At 51.1% G+C, this 19485-nt stretch carries 20 protein-coding genes; 7 read left to right on the plus strand and 13 right to left on the minus strand.

Annotated elements, in window-relative coordinates; translation table 11 throughout:
* Positions 1-39: 39 nt before the first annotated feature.
* Both acnA and R9X49_RS08710 read right to left on the minus strand, forming a co-directional pair.
* A complete protein-coding gene (gene acnA, locus R9X49_RS08705; RefSeq protein WP_319847998.1) occupies positions 40-2712 on the minus strand; it encodes an aconitate hydratase AcnA in 2673 nt (890 codons plus the stop codon).
* Positions 2713-3030: 318 nt separating this feature from the next.
* Positions 3031-4335, minus strand: coding sequence for a dicarboxylate/amino acid:cation symporter (locus tag R9X49_RS08710; protein ID WP_319847999.1), 1305 nt, complete (start codon positions 4333-4335; stop codon positions 3031-3033).
* Positions 4336-5187: 852 nt separating this feature from the next.
* On the opposite strand from R9X49_RS08710, the gene gstA reads away from it, so the two are divergent.
* On the plus strand, positions 5188-5796 hold the full coding sequence (gstA, locus tag R9X49_RS08715) for a glutathione transferase GstA (RefSeq protein ID WP_319848000.1): 609 nt from the start codon (positions 5188-5190) through the stop codon (positions 5794-5796).
* Positions 5797-5842: 46 nt separating this feature from the next.
* Here the strand turns inward: gstA and pdxY are convergent, their stop codons facing one another.
* From pdxY to anmK, 6 genes are all read right to left on the minus strand, one after another.
* The gene (gene pdxY, locus R9X49_RS08720; RefSeq protein WP_319848001.1) at positions 5843-6703 is read right to left on the minus strand and encodes a pyridoxal kinase PdxY; all 861 of its coding nucleotides are present in this window, start codon (positions 6701-6703) and stop codon (positions 5843-5845) included.
* 84 nt (positions 6704-6787) lie between these two features.
* On the minus strand, positions 6788-8065 hold the full coding sequence (gene tyrS / locus R9X49_RS08725) for a tyrosine--tRNA ligase (RefSeq protein ID WP_015840590.1): 1278 nt from the start codon (positions 8063-8065) through the stop codon (positions 6788-6790).
* The gene (locus tag R9X49_RS08730; protein ID WP_319848002.1) at positions 8055-8246 is read right to left on the minus strand and encodes a hypothetical protein; all 192 of its coding nucleotides are present in this window, start codon (positions 8244-8246) and stop codon (positions 8055-8057) included. Before R9X49_RS08730 ends, tyrS begins: the two co-directional genes overlap by 11 nt.
* Positions 8247-8299: 53 nt before the next feature.
* The gene (gene pdxH, locus R9X49_RS08735) at positions 8300-8980 is read right to left on the minus strand and encodes a pyridoxamine 5'-phosphate oxidase (protein ID WP_319848003.1); all 681 of its coding nucleotides are present in this window, start codon (positions 8978-8980) and stop codon (positions 8300-8302) included.
* Positions 8981-9086: 106 nt separating this feature from the next.
* Positions 9087-9404, minus strand: coding sequence for an MliC family protein (locus R9X49_RS08740; RefSeq protein WP_319848004.1), 318 nt, complete (start codon positions 9402-9404; stop codon positions 9087-9089).
* 97 nt (positions 9405-9501) lie between these two features.
* Entirely contained in the window at positions 9502-10614 is a 1113-nt protein-coding gene (gene anmK / locus R9X49_RS08745; protein WP_319848005.1) for an anhydro-N-acetylmuramic acid kinase, read from the minus strand.
* A gap of 348 nt (positions 10615-10962) precedes the next feature.
* Here anmK and R9X49_RS08750 point away from each other — a divergent pair, with 348 nt between their 5' ends.
* Complete coding sequence (locus R9X49_RS08750) at positions 10963-11430, plus strand: glycine zipper 2TM domain-containing protein (protein ID WP_319848006.1); 468 nt, start codon at positions 10963-10965, stop codon at positions 11428-11430.
* 131 nt (positions 11431-11561) lie between these two features.
* On the opposite strand, the gene slyA is transcribed toward R9X49_RS08750, so the two are convergent.
* Positions 11562-11999 (minus strand): transcriptional regulator SlyA, encoded by a 438-nt coding sequence (gene slyA / locus R9X49_RS08755; protein ID WP_039299223.1) that lies wholly within the window; start codon positions 11997-11999, stop codon positions 11562-11564.
* Between the two features lie 227 nt (positions 12000-12226).
* Complete coding sequence (locus R9X49_RS08760; RefSeq protein ID WP_319848007.1) at positions 12227-12466, minus strand: DUF1289 domain-containing protein; 240 nt, start codon at positions 12464-12466, stop codon at positions 12227-12229.
* 288 nt (positions 12467-12754) lie between these two features.
* On the opposite strand from R9X49_RS08760, the gene gloA reads away from it, so the two are divergent.
* Together gloA and rnt are read left to right on the plus strand one after the other, a co-directional pair.
* On the plus strand, positions 12755-13162 hold the full coding sequence (gloA, locus tag R9X49_RS08765; protein ID WP_039299220.1) for a lactoylglutathione lyase: 408 nt from the start codon (positions 12755-12757) through the stop codon (positions 13160-13162).
* A 145-nt stretch (positions 13163-13307) separates the two neighbouring features.
* Positions 13308-13979 (plus strand): ribonuclease T, encoded by a 672-nt coding sequence (gene rnt / locus R9X49_RS08770; RefSeq protein WP_319848008.1) that lies wholly within the window; start codon positions 13308-13310, stop codon positions 13977-13979.
* Positions 13980-14090: 111 nt separating this feature from the next.
* Here rnt and R9X49_RS08775 read toward each other — a convergent pair whose 3' ends face one another.
* Positions 14091-14441, minus strand: a complete 351-nt coding sequence (locus R9X49_RS08775) for a Grx4 family monothiol glutaredoxin (RefSeq protein ID WP_319848009.1) — start codon at positions 14439-14441, stop codon at positions 14091-14093.
* Between the two features lie 342 nt (positions 14442-14783).
* On the opposite strand from R9X49_RS08775, the gene R9X49_RS08780 reads away from it, so the two are divergent.
* Positions 14784-15635 carry a C40 family peptidase gene (locus R9X49_RS08780; protein ID WP_319848010.1) on the plus strand — a complete coding sequence of 284 codons (852 nt, stop codon included), beginning with the start codon at positions 14784-14786 and terminating at the stop codon, positions 15633-15635.
* A gap of 97 nt (positions 15636-15732) precedes the next feature.
* Here R9X49_RS08780 and R9X49_RS08785 read toward each other — a convergent pair whose 3' ends face one another.
* Entirely contained in the window at positions 15733-15822 is a 90-nt protein-coding gene (locus R9X49_RS08785; RefSeq protein WP_014915740.1) for a YnhF family membrane protein, read from the minus strand.
* A gap of 403 nt (positions 15823-16225) precedes the next feature.
* On the opposite strand from R9X49_RS08785, the gene purR reads away from it, so the two are divergent.
* Both purR and cfa read left to right on the plus strand, forming a co-directional pair.
* Positions 16226-17251 (plus strand): HTH-type transcriptional repressor PurR, encoded by a 1026-nt coding sequence (gene purR, locus R9X49_RS08790; protein ID WP_225084921.1) that lies wholly within the window; start codon positions 16226-16228, stop codon positions 17249-17251.
* 325 nt (positions 17252-17576) lie between these two features.
* Positions 17577-18728: a cyclopropane fatty acyl phospholipid synthase gene (cfa, locus tag R9X49_RS08795; RefSeq protein ID WP_319848619.1), complete on the plus strand. Its 1152-nt coding sequence runs from the start codon at positions 17577-17579 to the stop codon at positions 18726-18728.
* 61 nt (positions 18729-18789) lie between these two features.
* Here cfa and R9X49_RS08800 read toward each other — a convergent pair whose 3' ends face one another.
* Complete coding sequence (locus tag R9X49_RS08800) at positions 18790-19425, minus strand: riboflavin synthase subunit alpha (RefSeq protein ID WP_319848011.1); 636 nt, start codon at positions 19423-19425, stop codon at positions 18790-18792.
* Positions 19426-19485 lie beyond the last annotated feature (60 nt).

Genomic DNA, 19485 nt, shown 5'->3' on the forward strand with positions numbered 1-19485 from the left:
CCGAGAGCAGGTTTCTGCCCTCGGTGACCAGATATAAAATTACAGCATATTACGGATAACGTAGTGCAGGATGCCGTCGTTCTGGTAGTAGGTCAGTTCGTTACGGGTGTCGATGCGGCAGCGGGTGCTGATGGTCTGCGTGTTACCACTGGCATCCGTGATATTGATCTCAACCGTGGCCCCCGGCGTCAGCTGATTTAATCCCGTAATCGAAATCTGCTCGTCCCCGGTGAGCTTCAGCGTCTTCCGAGTCACACCGTCGGGAAACTCCAGCGGCAGAATCCCCATCCCAATCAGGTTAGAACGGTGAATACGCTCGAACGATTCGGCAATCACCACACGAACCCCCAGCAAACGCGGGCCTTTCGCGGCCCAGTCACGGCTGGAGCCGGAACCGTACTCTTTCCCGGCAAACAGCGCCAGCGGGACATTTTCGTCCTTATAGCGCATCGCCGCGTCATAAATCGTCATCTCATTCTGCGATGGGATATGGCGGGTATAGCCGCCCTCTTTACCCGGCACCATCTCATTACGAATACGGATATTGGCAAACGTCCCGCGCATCATCACTTCGTGGTTACCGCGCCGTGAACCGTAAGAGTTGAACTCCGCCGTTTCGACGCCACGCTCCAGCAAATATTTCCCTGCCGGGCTATCGCGCTTGATGTTGCCTGCTGGTGAGATATGGTCGGTGGTGACCGAATCACCCAGCATCGCCAGAATACGCGCGTTGTGGATATCCTGAACCGGTTCAGGTTCTTTCCCCATTTCCAGAAAGAAAGGCGTCTGGCGAATGTAGGTCGATTCTTCCGGCCATTGGTAGGTAGGATTGTTGTCGACCTCGATGTCTTGCCACTCCTGTGTGCCTTCAAACACCGCAGCATATTGCTTGTGGAACATGCCGGCGCTGACATTCAATACCGCATCCGCCACCGCGTTAGTCGACGGCCAGATATCTTTCAGATAGACGGCTTTCCCATCACGATCTTCCCCCAGCGGTTCTTGCGTCAGATCGACGTTCATATTCCCCGCCAGCGCGTACGCGACGACCAGCGGTGGTGATGCCAGCCAGTTCGTTTTCACCAGCGGATGGATGCGGCCTTCAAAATTACGGTTGCCTGACAGCACCGCACCAACCGTCAGGTCGCCGGCTTTTATCGCGGCTTCAATCGCATCCGGCAGCGGGCCAGAGTTACCGATACAGGTGGTACAACCGTAACCCACCAGATTGAACCCCAGCGCATCAAGGAACGGCGTCAATCCCGCTTTAGCATAGTAATCGGTTACGACCCGCGAGCCGGGTGCCAGCGAGGTTTTCACCCACGGCTTGGTTTTCAGACCGCGCTCCACGGCGTTTTTTGCCAGCAGCCCGGCCGTCATCAGCACGCTCGGGTTGGAGGTATTGGTACAAGAGGTGATCGCAGCAATCACGACAGCTCCCTGCTGTAAACGGTGCGTTTCGCCTTCCAACGTGAATTCTTCATAGTCAGAGCGGTTCTTCACCGTGCTGACATCCAGTTCCCGACTGGCTTTGAAAGCCTCCGGTACGCCCGCTAACGGCACGCGATCCTGCGGACGTTTTGGCCCTGCCAGACTGGTTTCCACCGTCGCCAAATCCAGCGCGAGCTGGCTGGTAAATACCGGTTCGTCCCCGGTATTACGCCACAGCCCTTGCTGCTTACTGTACGCTTCCACCAGCGTAATTTGTTCTTCCGCACGGTTGGTCAACCGCATGTAGTCCAGCGTGATTTGATCGATAGGGAAAAAGCCGCAGGTCGCACCATATTCCGGTGCCATGTTGGCGATGGTCGCGCGATCCGCCAATGGCAGCGAATCCAGTCCATCACCGTAAAATTCCACAAACTTACCGACTACGCCGTGTTTACGCAGCATCTGCGTGACCGTCAGGACCAGATCGGTTGCCGTAATCCCTTCGCGCATCTTGCCGCTTAGCTTGACGCCGACCACGTCAGGGATCAGCATTGAAACAGGCTGTCCCAGCATTGCCGCCTCGGCCTCTATCCCGCCGACGCCCCAGCCGAGCACACCTAAACCGTTAATCATCGTGGTGTGTGAATCAGTTCCCACCAGCGTATCGGGATAGGCAAACTGTTTGTCGCCCTGCTTTTCATGCCAGATGGCCTTAGCCAGATACTCCAGATTCACCTGATGGCAAATCCCGGTTCCCGGCGGCACGACGCTAAAGTGGCTAAACGCATTTTGTCCCCAGCGCAGAAATTCATAGCGTTCACGGTTACGCGCCATTTCCAGCTGTGTGTTATCCGTGAGCGCCTGACGATCGCCGAAGTGGTCAACCGTCACCGAGTGGTCAATAACCAAATCGACTGGTGACAGCGGGTTAACCTTATTCACATCGCCGCCCAGTCGCTTCACTGCCGCTCGCATCGCCGCCAAATCGACCACGGCGGGCACGCCGGTAAAATCCTGCATCAGTACGCGCGCGGGACGATAGGCAATTTCCCGGTCAACGTGGCCTGTATTCAGCCAGTCCACGACCGCCTGAAGATCGTCCTGCTCGACCGTGTCGCCGTCCTGATGGCGCAATAAATTCTCCAGCAGCACTTTGAGCGACTTCGGTAATTTATCGATGTTCCCAAGCGTTTTCGCAGCCTTCGGCAGGCTGTAGTAATGGTAAATCTGCTTCTGTACCGTCAGTGTATCCAGACAAGTGTCGCGAAGGTGTGATGACATGCTTCCTCCCAAATTAACTTGTTTTTCGGGCATATTCGTTATTCTGCATCGGGCGATCAATCAATAACCAGCCTGAGCTTGCGGTCTTATTTAAAGATAACACAAACAAAAAATAACGTTTTTGCAACAAGACGATATGAACGCAGCGATAGCCGCTAGCTATTGAAAAGAGGCAAGTCGGAATAAGCGTCAATGGGAACGTGAAGAGGATAGAAGACAGTGAGAACAGCGACCAGAGGATGGCTAAGACAAAGGCGAAGACAAAAGAGAAAAACGGCCCGAAGGCCGTCTGTCTCAATGTATTAACCCAAAGCGAATTTAGACATTCCCTGCTGCCATCACCGATGTTTCTTCGTCGGCATGCTCATGATCGGGTTCTTCCAGATCGTGGTTTCGCTCCAGCTTGGCCACAACTGCGGTCGCCATGCCGTTACCAATGACATTGGTTGCCGTACGACCCATATCCAGAAATTGATCGATACCAATAATCAGCAAAATGCCCGCTTCGGGTAAGCTGAACATCGGCAGTGTCGCTGCTACCACGACGACTGCAGCACGCGCTACGCCAGCCATACCTTTACTGGTGATCATCAGCGTCAGCAGAATCAGGGTCTGCTCCGTCAAACTTAAGTGGATGTTGTAAGCCTGCGCGATGAACAGAATAGCAAACGCCTGATATATCATGGAACCGACAAGGTTAAAGGAATACCCCAACGGGAGTACGAAGCTGGTGATTTTTTTAGGAACGCCAAATTCACTCAGCGCTTCCATTGTTTTCGGATAGGCCGCTTCGCTACTGGCCGTGGCAAACGCCAGCATACTGGGCTCGCGCAGCAGTTTGATCAGGCCCCAGGTTGCTTTCTTACCGAGGAACAGCGCCCCGGCACCGAACATGAGCCCCCATAGCAGCGCCAGCCCAAGGTAGAACTCGCCGATGACTTTGCCAAAGTCGAGGAGAAGCCCCAGACCTTCGGTCGTAATAGACGACGCCAGCGAGGAAAATACGGCCAAAGGCGCTAATCGCATGACATAGTCCGTCACCCGAAACATCACTTTCGCCAGTTCTTCTACCATCGTCTCCATGGTAACGGCATGCTTGTTTTGGCCTTTAACAAAAGCCAATGCAGAACCGAAGAACATTGAGAACACCAGAATCTGCAATATTTCATTATTCGCCATGGCTTCGACGATGCTGCGTGGAAATATATGGGCAATGAAGCTTTTCAGCGTAAATCCGCCGGTATTCACGCCGGTCTCTACCGCTATTGGCGTGCTTGGAACGGCGAGATTCATGCCAACGCCAGGTTCGAAGATATTTGCCAATAACATGCCAATAAAAAGGGAAACGACTGAAGAACAAATAAACCACACCATGGCCTTCAGCCCTATTCGGCCGACGGAAGAAGAATTCCCCATACTGGCAAGACCAGAGACCAATGTTGCGAATACCAATGGCGCAATAATCATTTTTATCAGGCGAAGAAAAACATCGGTTACTAAATTAAAGTAGGAAACGACTTCTTTGGTTTGCTGCTCAGTTAATACAGAATGACAAACCCCGCCGACAATAATTCCGAGAACAATAGCCAAGGCGATAAAAAACAATAAGCTGTTCTTTTTCATAGTAACCTCATGGTAATGAATAGAATCAGACAATACGCATTATTCGTAAGAATTCGCCGCTCGATGCATCCTCGTCATCGCCCTACGGTTTATCCCATTTTTTTGTCGTAATATTGTCTGTATCTTGATGCAGAATAATAGTTAACCGGGAATGTTATTGCTTTCCCATCAATAATAGAAACCGAGCAGCAACACGGAAGATATAACTGGAAACCTCATGGCTAACTCATTTTATTCCTTCTCCACAAATATCACTCAACATGACTACCCCTCTTTTGTTACATGAGATAAATAAAGGGGTAATCTAATCGATATGGCAATAAACTGCGTCCCTTCATACCCCCTCCTATTTTCATTTTTAAATATCCATGAGGCACTAGCCTTGGGGAAATAACTTAAATTGACGGTATCATGAAAAATACGAAATCTGTCACTAATGAAATTTTTCTTATCAACAGATTTAGTAATGATTAATTAACATCTATAAACTTTGCGTCGAAAAACGCCTCCTAGACCTATCCTTTCTCCGCGATCTTGCCGGCCCAAAAGTCGCCCTCACAATCCGTAATGCTGCGGTTTCTACCTCAGCTAAAAGCAGCATCAGTCACAGGCGATGTGGCTTTATCGATCGCCGCTGTTAAAACCCAGAAGATCGCCCTGGAATGACACATGAAAATTTGACGCTGAACCGTCAAAGTCGCCTAAATTTCATGCGATAGTCATACATAAGGAGTATTTTGCAAGAAGCCTCACACTCTCCCGTTACGTTTTGTTGTAAAAAAACGACATGTAGCTATTCAACAATCATCAGCGCATGTGTTGATGGAAAAATAATAATAGAAAGGGGTTTCCATGAAACTGTTTTATAAAGCTGAAAGCAGTTCTCTATTTACACACATCGTTTTGATCGAATCCAAACTGGAATTCAAGCTGGAGAAGGTCAATCTGCGCACGAAAAAGACAGAACGTGGAACCGACTATACGTTCATCAACCCGAAAGGGATGGTGCCAGCGTTAGAGCTGGATGATGGTTCTGTCCTGACAGAAGGTGTCGCTATCGCCGAGTACATTGCCGATCTGGTTCCACACTGTAACCTTATCGCCCCAACTGGCAGCATGGCGCGCTACCATACTCTTGAATGGCTGAATTACATTTCTGCTGAGCTGCACAAAACGTTTACGCCGCTCTTCCGTCCTGGTACGCCGGAAACGTATAAAGAGCTGCTGATGGAGTATTTGCAGGTCAAATTCCGTTATATCAATCTGGTGTTAAGTGAGCAGAACTATCTGGTGGCTAATCGCTTCAGTATCGCCGATGCGTATCTGTTTACCGTAATGCGCTGGGCACAGTCGCTAAAACTGGATATGTTCCGCTACCCTGCGCTGGCGGCCTACCTCGACCATATTGCCGAACGCCCTTCCGTCGCGACGGCGCTTAAGGTTGAAAGGTTGAAAGGTTGAAAAAATAACACGCAATAACGCCCCGACACGCGGGGCGTTATACGTTTTACGACAGGCGAATCGCTTGGAAATGATGACGCGGATTGGCAATTCCATCCTGAGCGGCCACCAGTTGCAGCTCATATTCATTCATCTCTTTCGTCACCAGCATGACTTCATAGACAGCCGCCGTGGTATGTTCCAGCGCTTTATCCAACGCTACGCCCTTCAGCAAGTTCACCAGCAGCAATCCACTGGTTAAATCGCCCACGCCGACAGGTTGACGTTCAAATTCCACCAGCGGACGGCTGATATGCCAGGCATCCGTCGGCGTGACCAGCAGCATTTCAAAGCTGTCTTCACGCGCGGCCGCGCGGCTAAGGTGTTTGACCAGAACGATTTTCGGCCCTTTTTCACACAGTGCGCGCGCGGTCTCTACGGCTTCCGTCACGTTATGTACGGTACGGCCGCCGAGCAGTTCCAGTTCAGGCAGATTCGGCGCGATAATATCGGCCGCGAGCAGCGACTGCTGGCAGTGAAAGCCAGACACGCCGGGCGCAACAATGCAGCCTTTCTCCGGCGTACCCATCACCGGATCGCAGAAGTACAGCGCATCAGGGTTAGCCGCTTTCACCTGACGAACAATACCCAGAATATGCTCCCCTTGCTCGGCAGAGCCAATATAGCCGCTCAGCACGGCATTACAGGTCTTCAGCTTGTCGATATTCGCAATCCCCTGCACCACTTCGGTCAGGTGGCTGGCAGGCATCACACACCCCGTCCAGTGGCCGTATTGGGTGTGATTCGAGAATTGCACCGTATTCAACGGCCAAACGTTTGCGCCCATCCGACGCATAGGAAACTCTGCCGCGCTGTTACCAGCATGACCAAAAACGACATGGGATTGGATGGAAAGTATATTTTTCATTAGATACAACTCAAATCCTTGCCAGCGCCTGTGCGCCTCAACTTACAAGAAGAAAGGGAGCTAACGCTCCCTTATCGGTAATGCTTATGCTTTCCAGCAGATCAGGCAGTAGTGTTTTTTACCGCGACGCAGCAAAGTGTAGCGATCGAACAGACGATCGGAAGCGCTGAAGGTGTACTCAGGATCGGCCTGTTTTTCGCCGTTAATCGTGACCGCATTCGAGGAGATCATCGTACGAGCCTGCCCGCGTGACGGCACCAGCTCAGCGCTGACCAACGCCTGTTGCAAATCCGCACCGTTTTCCAGTTCGATAATCGGCATACCATCTTGCGCCAGTTGGGCAAAATCGTCCTGCGTCATATCCTGCAATGCGCCAGAGAACAGGCTTTGCGTAATACGACGAGCTGCTTCCAGACCCGCTTCGCCATGCACCATGCGGGTCACTTCTTCCGCCAGCACGTACTGTGCGCGTGGAGCCTTGCCGCTATTTTTATCTTCTTCTTCCAGCGCGTCGATGTCTTCGAGGCTCATGAACGTGAAGAATTTCAGGAAGCGGTACACATCGGCATCCGCTGTGTTGATCCAGAACTGGTAGAATTTGTAAGGGCTGGTCTTGCTGGCATCAAGCCAGATCGCGCCGCCTTCCGTTTTACCGAATTTCGTTCCGTCAGATTTGGTGATCAGCGGCACAGTCAAACCGTAAACCTGTTTCTGGTTCATACGGCGCGTTAAATCGATACCGGAGGTGATATTACCCCACTGGTCAGAACCACCGATTTGCAGCTCGACGTCATGCTGCTTGTTCAGCGAGGCAAAGTCATATCCCTGCAGCAGGTTGTAAGAAAATTCGGTAAACGAAATACCGACGTCATCACGGTTTAAACGCTGTTTGACGGCTTCTTTGTTAATCATCTGATTAACGGAGAAATGTTTGCCGATATCACGCAGGAAATCCAGCACGTTCATACCGCCGAACCAATCGTAGTTATTGGCCGCGATGGCGCTGTTTTTGCCGCAGTCAAAATCCAGGAATGGAGATACCTGACGACGGATCTTCTCTACCCATTCACCCACGGTGTCAGCCGTGTTCAGCTTACGCTCTGTGGCTTTAAAGCTGGGGTCACCGATCAGTCCGGTGGCACCGCCTACCAGTGCCACCGGTTTGTGGCCGGCCAACTGGAAGCGTTTCAGGCAGAGCAGCGGCACCAGATGCCCCAAATGCAAGCTGTCAGCGGTGGGATCAAAGCCGCAATACAGTGCAATTGGCCCTTGCGCCAGCCGCTCTGCTAACGCACCCTCATCCGTCACCTGGGCAATCAAGCCCCGCTCTTGCAATTGTTTAATCAGGTTACTACTCGCCATCGATAACTCCATTTTTATAAAAATAGGCCGTTACGTTCCCGTTGGGTTTACGCACAACGCCGTGAGAGATGCGCAGCATACCTGTCTGCTGTCGCATGATGATTTCGCTGCTGCATGACTTTACGCCATAGGCTATGAACGCCATATCGCCGCGCAATGCCCAGTCAACGCGAAACTTCATAGGATAAAGTGCTGATGATAGGAGCGCCAGCGTTTAACACGGATATTTCGCGATTAAGGCGCTAAACGATCAATCTGCCAGCCTTCTTCCTGCCGCTGATAGAAAAATCGATCGTGCAAGCGGTGCTCACCGCCCTGCCAGAACTCCACAGAATCAATAACGACGCGGAAGCCTCCCCAGAAGCTCGGCAAAGGCACCTCGCCATTCTGGAACTTTTGCTTCAATTCCAAAAATTTGCTCTCTAGCACGCCGCGCGCTGAAATCCGGCTGGACTGCTTAGACACCCACGCGCCAATCTGGCTGTCTTTCGGGCGGCTGTGGAAATATTTCAGCACGTCAAGCGTGGGGAGTTTCTCCACCCGTCCCAGCACGATGACCTGTCGTTCCAGCATGTGCCAAGGGAACAACAGGCTAATACGTGGGTTGTTTTCCAGGTGATGGGCTTTGCGGCTGCCCATATTGGTATAAAACACCATGCCTTTCTCATCATAGTGCTTCAGCAAAACGATACGCTGGTAAGGTTGCCCGTGTTCATCAACGGTCGCGACGGACATCGCGGTAGGATCGGCCAGTTTCGCGTCGCAGGCTTGCTTCAGCCAGCGTTCAAATAAATCCAGCGGGTTAGCGGGAAGATCGCTACGGCGAAGCCCACCACGCGTGTATTCACGGCGGATGTCGGCGATATCGGCGGGTTGAAGAGGAGTACTATCAGAGGGGGAACGTTCCTGAGTCATAATGTCCTGCTGTCACAATGTCGGGCCAGAAGCGGGCGAAAATCCCATTTTGCTCCCGTACCCGAAAAATCGCAATCAGCAGTAACACCGCGACCGTGCGACGTAGTTACATCGGCGCCAACACGCAGTCGTCTACGATAACCCGTTCACCACGTTGGATAAATGCGCGATCGCCTTTGCTCCAGAATGTGTAGGTGTCATTGCTGTATCGGACGCCAGAAGCGGACACCACCTGAGGGAGGGTCAGACGTTCGCCGTCTAGCAGGAAACTCACCTGCGAGGGCGTTTCGCCGCCCTGCTGTAGTGTCACAGTGAGCGGCATGGTGCCACATTGATAATGCAGCGTTTCCACCGTTTGTTTATGACCAAAATAGCTGCATCCGCTCAGCAGAATCAGCGCTGTCCCCGTCAGCAATCGTTTCATTCTTTTCTCCTGTCATTCTTGTCAATGACGGCAACTGACGCTGCCGTACCTTGAAGTTTAACAAGAGGGTAAACCTGAACCTCTCGGCAAAATCTGATTAATCCGCGTTGACCGGATAAATCGCGCCTAACACCGTTTCCTGACTCGCTCCCGTAACAGACGGCAGATTGCCCGACAATCCCGACAGCGTGCGTGAAGCCAGCCAGGCAAATGCTAACGCTTCCATATCATCACCGCTCACGCCACATTCATCCGTCGTGCTGACTTCGATGCCCGGCAGCAGCGCCGAGAGACGAGACATGATGAGCGGATTGCGCGCCCCGCCGCCACAAACCAGTAAACGTTCGCATCCACCAACCAGTAAAACCTGTTCAGCGATGCTCATCGCGGTTAACTCAGCCAGCGTTGCCTGAACATCCTGCGATGCGATCGGCGGCAGGCCGGCCAGCATTCTTTCCAACCAGCCCAAGTTGAAATATTCACGTCCGGTGCTTTTTGGCGCCCGTAACGCAAAATAAGGATCGGTCAACATTCGACGAAGCAATAGCGGGTTAACCTGCCCGCTCATCGCCCACGCGGCGTCTTTATCATACGGTTGTGCGCAGTGCCGCCAGATCCAGGCATCCAGCAACATATTGCCGGGGCCAGTATCGTAACCACGTACGGGCGCACCCGGTACCAACAGCGACAGATTGGCGATTCCCCCAACGTTGAGCACGATACGCCGTTCGACAGGATGTAGCAGCAACGCATGGTGGAACGAGGGCACCAGCGGTGCGCCTTGCCCGCCATAAGCCAAATCCCGGCGGCGAAAATCCCCCACGGTCGTAATGCCCGTCAATGCGGCGACACGATTATTATCACCGATCTGCAACGTGCAGGGCGCCTCACCCGTGGGCTCATGCCAGACCGTCTGCCCGTGGCAGCCAATCGCCGTAATATCCTGAGCCCCCAATTCCGTCTTTTTAAGCAGCGCCAGCACCGCTTCGGCAAATAAGATACCCAGACGCGTATCCAACTGCCCCAGCGCCGACAGCGTCACCGCCTGTCCCTGACACATCCCCAGGATGGCCATTTTGATGTCCTGCGGGATCGGGTGACAGTAGCTGGCCTGCTGAGCAACCGTATGTTCGTCAATCGCGGCTAGCACAACATCCACACCATCCAGGCTGGTGCCGGACATTACGCCAATATATCTGCCTGATCTCATTATGTAGCCTTTGCCCCTCTGGGATAAAAAGAGAACACCGATAACAACCGTTACGTCGAGAATAAAAGTAGCACGTTAACACGCTGAATTATTAAATTTTTTGCGTTTTTGCCACACGGGCTAGGTTTTAACCAAATGAGGGTTTTTGATAATATTTGCTACAAAAAAAGCCACTTCTCGTGCTATTTACTCCTCTGTTTATACGCAATTTAAGCGCACTATTATATTCTGAAAAAAAGAGTAAAAAGAGTGGCATGCTACACTGAGCCAGACCATAATTTATTGGTATAACACTGCGTCGGCCGCGGCTGAGCCAGCCCGACATATTCGCTATTAAGGAGTTTGTATATGATGAAGCGTTTACTTGTGGTTACCCTTGCAGGTATCACGCTGGCTGGTTGTGCTAATACCAGTACACTTTCAGGTGATGTTTACAGTGCATCCGAAGCTAAACAGGTGCAAACCGTGACTTACGGTACGATTGTTTCTACGCGCCCGGTTCAGATTCAGGCGGGGGAAGATTCTAACGTGATCGGCGCACTGGGCGGTGCCGTACTAGGTGGTTTCCTGGGCAACACGGTCGGCGGCGGTACTGGTCGTAGTCTGGCGACAGCAGCCGGTGCAGTAGCGGGTGGGGTCGCGGGTCAAAGCGCAACGAGTGCACTGAACCGCACACAGGGCGTAGAACTGGAAATTCGCCGTGATGACGGCAGTACCATTATGGTGGTACAGAAACAAGGCGATACGAAATTCAGCGCGGGTCAACGTGTTGCTATGGCCAGCAATGGCCGCAGTATCACTGTTTCTCCACGCTGATGCTGTGTGACGATCGCCGCCATCCGCGGCGATCGTCACAACGAATAATCAACTCCCGGAATGAATAACCAATAATCGATACTGGTAATATTGCCGGGATTTAATTCTCCCTCTGCGTAACCCAAATTTAGCTACGCTTGATTCTCATGTAATGCCAATATATTTTTCTCAAGGCGCGCAACCAGCAGCGCTAATTCATCAACCTGCTCCGGCGTAATTCCAAATAATACTTCACTACGTGTATGGCTAATTACGCCATTGACTGCCTGTATGATCGGCTCTGCTGATTCGGTCAGCATAATACGTTTTGCCCGACGATCGTGCGCACAAACGTGGCGAGTGATTAACCCTTTTTCCTCAAGCTGATCCAGTGTTCGGACTAATGAGGGTTGCTCAATACCTATCGCTTTGGCCAGTTGAATCTGCGATTGGCCAGGGGGTAAATGGTATATGTTATGCAGCGTAACCCAGTGCGTCTGGGTCAGTTCAAGTGGTTTTAACCGATGATCGACTAGCGCACGCCATACGCGCACCAGACGGGCTAAATCAGATCCTAATGGCAATTCCATCACCTCTCCTTATTGTTAGCACGCTAAGTTATATCCCTGGATTGCAATCAACTCTGATTTATAAAATAAGAAACGACTTTATTGTTGTAAAAATAGAACCATCGTGAAATGGATTCTATCAAATAAAAGTCTTTTAAAAATGATCTCAGGCTTATTTTATTCAATCGAACGCTCCTGCGTTGCTTAAACAAAATTTCACGTAAATAGATCATCTAAGACAAGATGACTTAAAACAACGATGGCTGACGGGACTCTACTGGCGTATCGGTTTTCTCTAAACGCTGTGACCGTTTCATTCTCTGCCGACACAAACGCAGCACATCCTGTTTCTGCGCATCACTCATTTGGCCCCAACTAAAGCGCTCATTACGACTGCGAAAGCAACCGCGACAATACCCGCCTTCATCCGCCTGACAAATACCACGGCATGGATTAGGGACAACAAAGAGTTCAAGTTGCTCTGGCACAACACCTCCTGCTACAACTCTATTTATTGAAGCCCTGTTCTTTACCGCTGGCAAGCCCAAACGGACAGCCACAATGAAAATAATTAGGTAACCGTTGTAATAACTGACGATTTTTTTACACGCCAGGCGGTCTAAAAATGACCCAACGCGCTATTTACCCCTCCTGTTAGTACGTTTTAACACAAACCTCACCATAGTGTCGCATTTTTAGCATCATCCCAACAGCTTGGACTCGGCAGAGCCACAACGCTATACTTCCCTTTTGTTGCACTTTTTAACGAGGACACTATGCGTTTACTTCACACCATGCTGCGTGTTGGCGATTTACAACGTTCTATCGATTTCTATACTCAGATTCTGGGAATGCGCGTGCTGCGCACCAGCGAGAATACCGAATACAAATACACGCTGGCTTTCGTCGGTTATACCGAAGAGAGCGAAGGTGCAGTTATCGAACTGACCTACAACTGGGGCGTCGACAGCTATGAGCTGGGCAACGCCTATGGTCATATCGCGCTGGGCGTTGACGATGTTGCCGCAACCTGCGAGCGTATCCGCAAAGCAGGTGGCAATGTCACGCGCGAAGCTGGTCCGGTCAAAGGCGGCACAACCGTCATCGCGTTCATTGAAGATCCAGACGGCTATAAAATCGAACTGATCGAAAACGCCCATGCGGGTAACGGCATCGGCCATTAATCTCCTGCATTCTACAGGTGCTGCATCGGCACCTGTCCTCCCCCTTCTTCTGCCACCTCCACCGTTTGAACGGCAACGGTATGCTGCATCTCCAGTCAAAATTTGCAATAATGCGCGCTGCGTTTTGCTAACAACTAAGAGACAAATGGCTGATAAAAGTGATCTGAACGCCCTGAGCGGCCGTTTTCGTGGGTTTTACCCGGTAGTGATTGATGTTGAAACCGCCGGATTTAATGCGAAAACCGATGCCTTGCTGGAAGTTGCGGCAGTAACATTAAAAATGGATCAAGACGGTTGGTTACAGCCAGATGAAACGCTACATTTTCATGTTGAACCATTCGAAGGCGCGATCCTCGAACCCGCCGCGCTGGCGTTTAACGGCATTGATCCCACCAACCCACTACGCGGTGCCGTGAGCGAATATGATGCGCTGCATGAAATTTTCAAAGTCGTGCGTAAAGGGATCAAGGATCAAGGCTGCAACCGCGCCATTATCGTGGCGCATAATGCCACCTTCGATCACAGTTTCATGATGGCGGCAGCGGAGCGCTGTAGCCTAAAACGCAACCCGTTCCACCCTTTCGCAACCTTCGATACCGCGGCACTCAGCGGGCTGGTGTTAGGCCAAACCGTTCTGGCGAAAGCCTGTATTACCGCGGGTATTGCGTTTGACTCCAGCCAGGCACACTCAGCACTGTATGATACCAATCAGACGGCATTGCTGTTCTGTGAGCTGGTTAACCGCTGGAAACGTCTGGGCGGGTGGCCGATTGCGCTGGAAGAAAACTCGCTGGAAGACGCGTCAGCCGAAGACTGAAAAAACGGAAAAGCCAGAGATCAAAAAACGGGTGCCATAAGGCACCCGCTGGAAGGATTTACGCTCGCATCGTAACAACATTTGGCATCGTCATTACGTCAAAAGAAAACATTACTCTTGATCGGTCTGCTGCGCTTTGTATTTGTCAGCCGTTTCTTTGATCAGCGGTTGCAGTTCGCCACGCTGAAACATTTCAACCACGATATCACAACCGCCAATCAGCTCACCGTCAACCCACAGCTGTGGGAATGTCGGCCAGTTCGCGTATTTTGGCAGCTCAGCGCGGATATCCGGGTTCTGTAAAATATCAACATACGCAAAACGCTCGCCACATGCAGACAACGCCTGAACCGTCTGTGCGGAAAAACCGCAGCTTGGCAATTTCGGGGAGCCTTTCATGTACAGCAGAATCGGGTTTTCAGCAATTTGGCGCTGAATTTTTTCAATTGTCGGTGTCGTCATCTTCTTGCTTCCTTAAACCTTATAGGATGGCTAACGTCCAAAACGCTAGCCATGAGCCGCCGTCAGAGATACTACGACAGCGACATTGACTCAGTGATATTGTACCGATGCCACTGGCCACAAAAAAACGCCATTTTTTGTAGGGGTATTTTCCCTGCAAGTTATTCGCCCTTGATGAAATCAACACCAGAAAGCGTTGATAAATCAATCAAAAAAACAACTATTAACGTTTTTTCACTATTCTGTATGAATAAAGCGACCATGCCCACTTTTTTATGCCGCCGTTTTCAGGAATACTGTGCGGATTGAGCGAGTTAAGGATTATGTTCGGTCACTTTTATTATGCGCTTATTTATTACTCTTTTTATATTATTTTTCAGCAATCTATCCCTGAACGTCGTTCAGGCTGCGCCGCATACCCCGCATTCTGCGCCGAAGAAAAGCACCGTTGAAGAAACCAATAAGAAAAGCCGTCAGACAAAGGGTAATGCTAAATCACCGACACCGATCAAAAGCAAAAAACCAGAACCTACCGCAGCTAGCACAAAAACCAAACCCCGCAGCGCGAACAAATCAACAGAAAAAAAACCGTCACGGACGCAAAGCAGCACGCCCGCGCTAGTGAAAAAAAATCTCAAAAAGCTGAAGCCTGAAGAAGATAAGCAAACAACGGCACAGGCCAGAGTCAAAACTGGGCTGAAGAAGACCGCGCTCAAGGGAAAAGCGGATAAAAATCCGGCCCCCACTGAAAAAGGAATGGCGCTGAGCGCAGCGCATAAAAAACGTTATCAACATGCCAAAACGACAGCAATGAATAAGCTGATGAGCCAAATAGGCAAGCCTTACCACTGGGGCGGCTCATCTCCCTTTACCGGATTCGACTGTAGCGGACTGGTCTATTACGCGTATAAAGATGTCGTTAAGATCCAAATTCCACGCACTGCTAACGAAATGTATCACCTGCGTGATGCCGCTCCGATCAAAAAGAGCGAGCTGGAAAGTGGCGATTTGGTCTTCTTCCGCATCAATAATCGTGGCGCAGCCGATCACGTCGGGGTTTATCTGGGAGAAGGGAAATTTATCCAGTCGCCGCGTACAGGTTCAGATATTCGAATCAGCAAGCTGAGTGAAGATTATTGGCAGGAACACTACGTTGGCGCGCGTCGCGTAGTGACACCGCAGACGATTCGTTAAAAAACAGGTTCGGTATCGAAGAAGAACGATTCAGACACGTTTATGTATACAACATCAACGTGTCTGAATACCTCACCGGTGCAGAGGCGCCGTTCGGTTAGTTCAGCACCGCAATAAAACTAAACGCGATGATCACAGCCAACGAGCCAACGGTTGTCAGTAAAGACATCTTCAGATCTGTATCCATAAACTACTCCTTATTAGCGAACAAATTTAGCTGAAAATTTCACCTGAAAGCGTCATCTGAAAAAAGACACCGCCATTCACAGCCGAACCCATTTAGGCAGTTAAAGCTACAAATAATAGGGTTATTACGATTCTTTCATAATTCCAGTGAAAAATCTCGGACGAATGCATCACTAATAGTATAAATTAGCCCTTTCCCTTTCATGATAAATCGGACACAATCCGCTGTTTATGAAAGCGCTGCGTATCGGTCGAAAAACGTCAACCCAGATCCCTTCGGTATAACATTCGGCATTCTCCTTCTGAAATCCTGTTTTTTAGCTTAGAAGAAGAACATTAAACGTAGGCAAACGATTAACAATATACTTACGTCTGTAACAGGTAAGTTCAGGAGTCATTTTTAGATGGCAACGATTAAAGATGTGGCAAAGCGTGCTGGCGTTTCTACCACAACCGTATCGCACGTGATCAATAAAACACGTTTCGTCGCCGAAGAGACTAAGGCAGCCGTCAGGGCGGCAATCAAAGAATTGCACTATTCGCCCAGCGCCGTCGCCCGCAGCCTCAAAGTTAATCACACCAAATCAATCGGTTTGCTGGCCACATCCAGCGAAGCCCCCTATTTCGCCGAGATCATCGAAGCCGTCGAAAACAGCTGCTATGCCAAAGGCTATACGCTGGTACTGTGTAATTCGCATAACGACATTGGTAAACAGCGCGCTTATCTCTCCATGCTGGCGCAAAAACGCGTCGACGGCCTGCTGGTAATGTGCGCCGAATATCCACCTGAGCTGTTGGCTATGCTGGAAGACTATCGCAGCATCCCGATGGTCGTGATGGACTGGGGCCAGATGCACAGCGATTTTACCGATACGATTATCGATAACGCCTTTGAAGGCGGTTATATGGCAGGTCGCTACCTGATCGAACGCGGTCATCGGGATATCGGTGCCATTCCCGGTATTCAAGAACGTAACACCGGCAGCGGGCGCTACCTCGGCTTTTTAAAAGCGCTGAAAGAAGCTGACATCACCGTACGCGAAGAGTGGGTTGTTCAGGGCGATTTCGAGCCGGAATCTGGTTATAAAGCCATGCATCAAATTCTCGCGCAGAAACAGCGGCCAACGGCCGTATTCTGCGGTGGCGATATCATGGCGATGGGCGCTATCTGTGCGGCAGACGAACTGGGTCTGCGCGTGCCGCAGGATATTTCGGTGATCGGTTATGACAACGTGCGCCACGCGCGTTTCTTTACGCCTGCGCTGACCACCATTCATCAGCCGAAAGAGCGTCTGGGGCAGTCCGCCTTTGCGATGCTGCTGGATCGCATTACCAGTAAGCGAGAAGATGCGCACGTGATCGAAGTGCATCCGACCCTGATAGAACGCCGCTCGGTTGCAGACGGCCCTTACCTCGACTATCGCCGCTAGCCGCGAGTTCTGTACAGACGATTTTCTTATTCCTGTCTGCTTCCCCTCTCTGCTTCAGCCCGCTCTCTTGTAGGCTGGCTGAAGCCGTTCTAATTCTATACCCTAAATAATTCGAGTTGCATGAAGGCGGCAAGCGAGGGAATCCCGATGAGCTTACTCAAGTAAGTGATTCGGGTGAGCGAACGTAGCCAACGTACATGCGGCTTGAAGTATGACGGGTATAATACCGTGTTTCATTTTCTCTGGTGACAGCCGATACCTCGGCTGCGATAAGTGTTGTCCTGGTGTGTTTTACGATACTTTTACATAAAGTTAAGGAGACATGATGGGTTTACCTTATACAGAAGAATGGGATGACGATATCGCGCCCTGGTTCCACATCGTGCAAGACATGTTGAATACCGCAGATATCACCATCAACGGCCCCCGCCCTTTTGACATCCGCGTGACTCATCCCGGTTTTTTTAAACGTGCTATGCGCGAGGGATCGCTGGGGCTGGGAGAAAGTTACATGGATGGCTGGTGGGAGTGTGAACGGCTGGATATGTTTTCCCATCGCGTCCTGCGGGCGGGGCTGGAGGCTAAGTTACCCCGTCGCCTGCACGATCTCACGCGGGTCGCCCTCTCCCGCGTCACGAATTTGCAATCCCGCAGGCGTGCTCAGGTTGTCGGTAAAGCCCATTACGATTTAGGTAATGATCTCTTTACCCTGATGCTGGATCCTTATATGCAATATTCCTGCGCCTATTGGAAACAGGCACAAACGCTGGAACAGGCGCAGGAAGATAAACTCGCTATGATCTGCGAAAAGCTCCAGCTCAAATCGGGGATGACGCTGCTGGATATCGGCTGCGGCTGGGGCGGGCTTGCCGAGTTCGCGGCGCGTCACTACGGCGTTTCGGTTTATGGCATCACCATTTCCAAAGAGCAGCAAATGCTGGCACAGCAGCGCTGTCAGAATCTGAACGTCACCATTGAACGACAGGATTACCGCGATCTCGATCGGCAATTTGACCGCGTAGTATCGGTTGGCATGTTTGAACACGTCGGGCCGCGCAACTATGACCGCTATTTTCGCGTCGTACGGCGTAACCTAAAGCCTAACGGACTGTTTCTGCTGCATACCATCGGGGCCAATAAGACCGATCCGCATGTCGATCCCTGGATTCATAAATACATCTTCCCCAACGGCTGCATCCCTTCCATACAGCACATTGCGCAGGCGAGCGAGCCTTACATGGTGATGGAGGACTGGCACAATTTCGGTGCCGATTACGATCGCACATTAATGGCGTGGCATACGCGCTTTCAGCAAAGCTGGCCACTGCTTTCCACACGCTACCCTGCCCGCTTCCGCCGGATGTTCAGCTACTACCTGAACCTCTGCGCTGGTGCCTTCAGAGCAAGAACACTCCAGCTCTGGCAAGTCGTGTTCAGTCTGGATGGGATCGAGGGTGGATTACGCGTTTCACGCTGACAGAAAAGAAAAAACCGGACGAGGTTATTCGTCCGGTTTACAAGAACAGGCAACGAGGAAATTACTCTTCTTTGCCCAGGTCGCTCGCCTGCTTGCTGGCCAACACGCGCTCGACCGTATCCACCACGGCCTGTGTCTGCGGATCGATTTCAATATTGATGCGATGTCCCAGACGTTTCTGTCCCAGCGTAGTACGGTTCAGCGTTTCGGGAATTAAATGCACGCAGAAACGCCCGCGAGTCACTTCCCCTACCGTCAGGCTGATACCATCAATCCCAACAAAGCCTTTATGCAGCACGTATTTCATCAGCGCTTCATCTGCCAGACGGAACCAAATCTGATGGTTATTCTCTGAAACCTGAATCTTCACCACTTCCGCCGTACACATGATGTGACCCGACATGACGTGTCCACCAATCTCGTCACCGAATTTCGCGGCACGCTCAATATTCACAACATCGCCTTCATGAATATCGCCCAGATTCGTTAGTCGCAGCGTTTCTTTCATGAGATCGAAGCTGACACGATCGCCCTCGATGGCGGTTACCGTCAGGCAGCAGCCGTTGTGCGCCACCGAGGCACCGGGCACAAGTCCGGGCAGCAGATCAGGCGGGAGCTGGACAACGTGCGTGCGGAAATTGGATTTTTCTTCAATCGACACCACCGGCGCGGTGCCCTGCACAATACCGGTAAACATACGGTTTGCCTCTTAAAAACAAAGAAATGATTTGGTGCAGTGTGCCCGATATTTCGCGGA

The sequence above is a fragment of the Pectobacterium carotovorum genome (genome assembly GCF_033898505.1).
Classification (GTDB): Bacteria; Pseudomonadota; Gammaproteobacteria; order Enterobacterales; family Enterobacteriaceae; genus Pectobacterium; species Pectobacterium carotovorum_J.

Bases quoted from the DNA above. Each gene is read 5' to 3' on its own strand.
- acnA (WP_319847998.1), bottom strand. From the start codon at position 2,712: ATGTCATCACACCTTCGCGACACTTGTCTGGATACACTGACGGTACAG.
- R9X49_RS08710 (WP_319847999.1), bottom strand. From the start codon at position 4,335: ATGAAAAAGAACAGCTTATTGTTTTTTATCGCCTTGGCTATTGTTCTC.
- gstA (WP_319848000.1), top strand. From the start codon at position 5,188: ATGAAACTGTTTTATAAAGCTGAAAGCAGTTCTCTATTTACACACATC.
- pdxY (WP_319848001.1), bottom strand. From the start codon at position 6,703: ATGAAAAATATACTTTCCATCCAATCCCATGTCGTTTTTGGTCATGCT.
- tyrS (WP_015840590.1), bottom strand. From the start codon at position 8,065: ATGGCGAGTAGTAACCTGATTAAACAATTGCAAGAGCGGGGCTTGATT.
- R9X49_RS08730 (WP_319848002.1), bottom strand. From the start codon at position 8,246: ATGAAGTTTCGCGTTGACTGGGCATTGCGCGGCGATATGGCGTTCATA.
- pdxH (WP_319848003.1), bottom strand. From the start codon at position 8,980: ATGACTCAGGAACGTTCCCCCTCTGATAGTACTCCTCTTCAACCCGCC.
- R9X49_RS08740 (WP_319848004.1), bottom strand. From the start codon at position 9,404: ATGAAACGATTGCTGACGGGGACAGCGCTGATTCTGCTGAGCGGATGC.
- anmK (WP_319848005.1), bottom strand. From the start codon at position 10,614: ATGAGATCAGGCAGATATATTGGCGTAATGTCCGGCACCAGCCTGGAT.
- R9X49_RS08750 (WP_319848006.1), top strand. From the start codon at position 10,963: ATGATGAAGCGTTTACTTGTGGTTACCCTTGCAGGTATCACGCTGGCT.
- slyA (WP_039299223.1), bottom strand. From the start codon at position 11,999: ATGGAATTGCCATTAGGATCTGATTTAGCCCGTCTGGTGCGCGTATGG.
- gloA (WP_039299220.1), top strand. From the start codon at position 12,755: ATGCGTTTACTTCACACCATGCTGCGTGTTGGCGATTTACAACGTTCT.
- rnt (WP_319848008.1), top strand. From the start codon at position 13,308: ATGGCTGATAAAAGTGATCTGAACGCCCTGAGCGGCCGTTTTCGTGGG.
- R9X49_RS08775 (WP_319848009.1), bottom strand. From the start codon at position 14,441: ATGACGACACCGACAATTGAAAAAATTCAGCGCCAAATTGCTGAAAAC.
- R9X49_RS08780 (WP_319848010.1), top strand. From the start codon at position 14,784: ATGCGCTTATTTATTACTCTTTTTATATTATTTTTCAGCAATCTATCC.
- R9X49_RS08785 (WP_014915740.1), bottom strand. From the start codon at position 15,822: ATGGATACAGATCTGAAGATGTCTTTACTGACAACCGTTGGCTCGTTG.
- purR (WP_225084921.1), top strand. From the start codon at position 16,226: ATGGCAACGATTAAAGATGTGGCAAAGCGTGCTGGCGTTTCTACCACA.
- cfa (WP_319848619.1), top strand. From the start codon at position 17,577: ATGGGTTTACCTTATACAGAAGAATGGGATGACGATATCGCGCCCTGG.
- R9X49_RS08800 (WP_319848011.1), bottom strand. From the start codon at position 19,425: ATGTTTACCGGTATTGTGCAGGGCACCGCGCCGGTGGTGTCGATTGAA.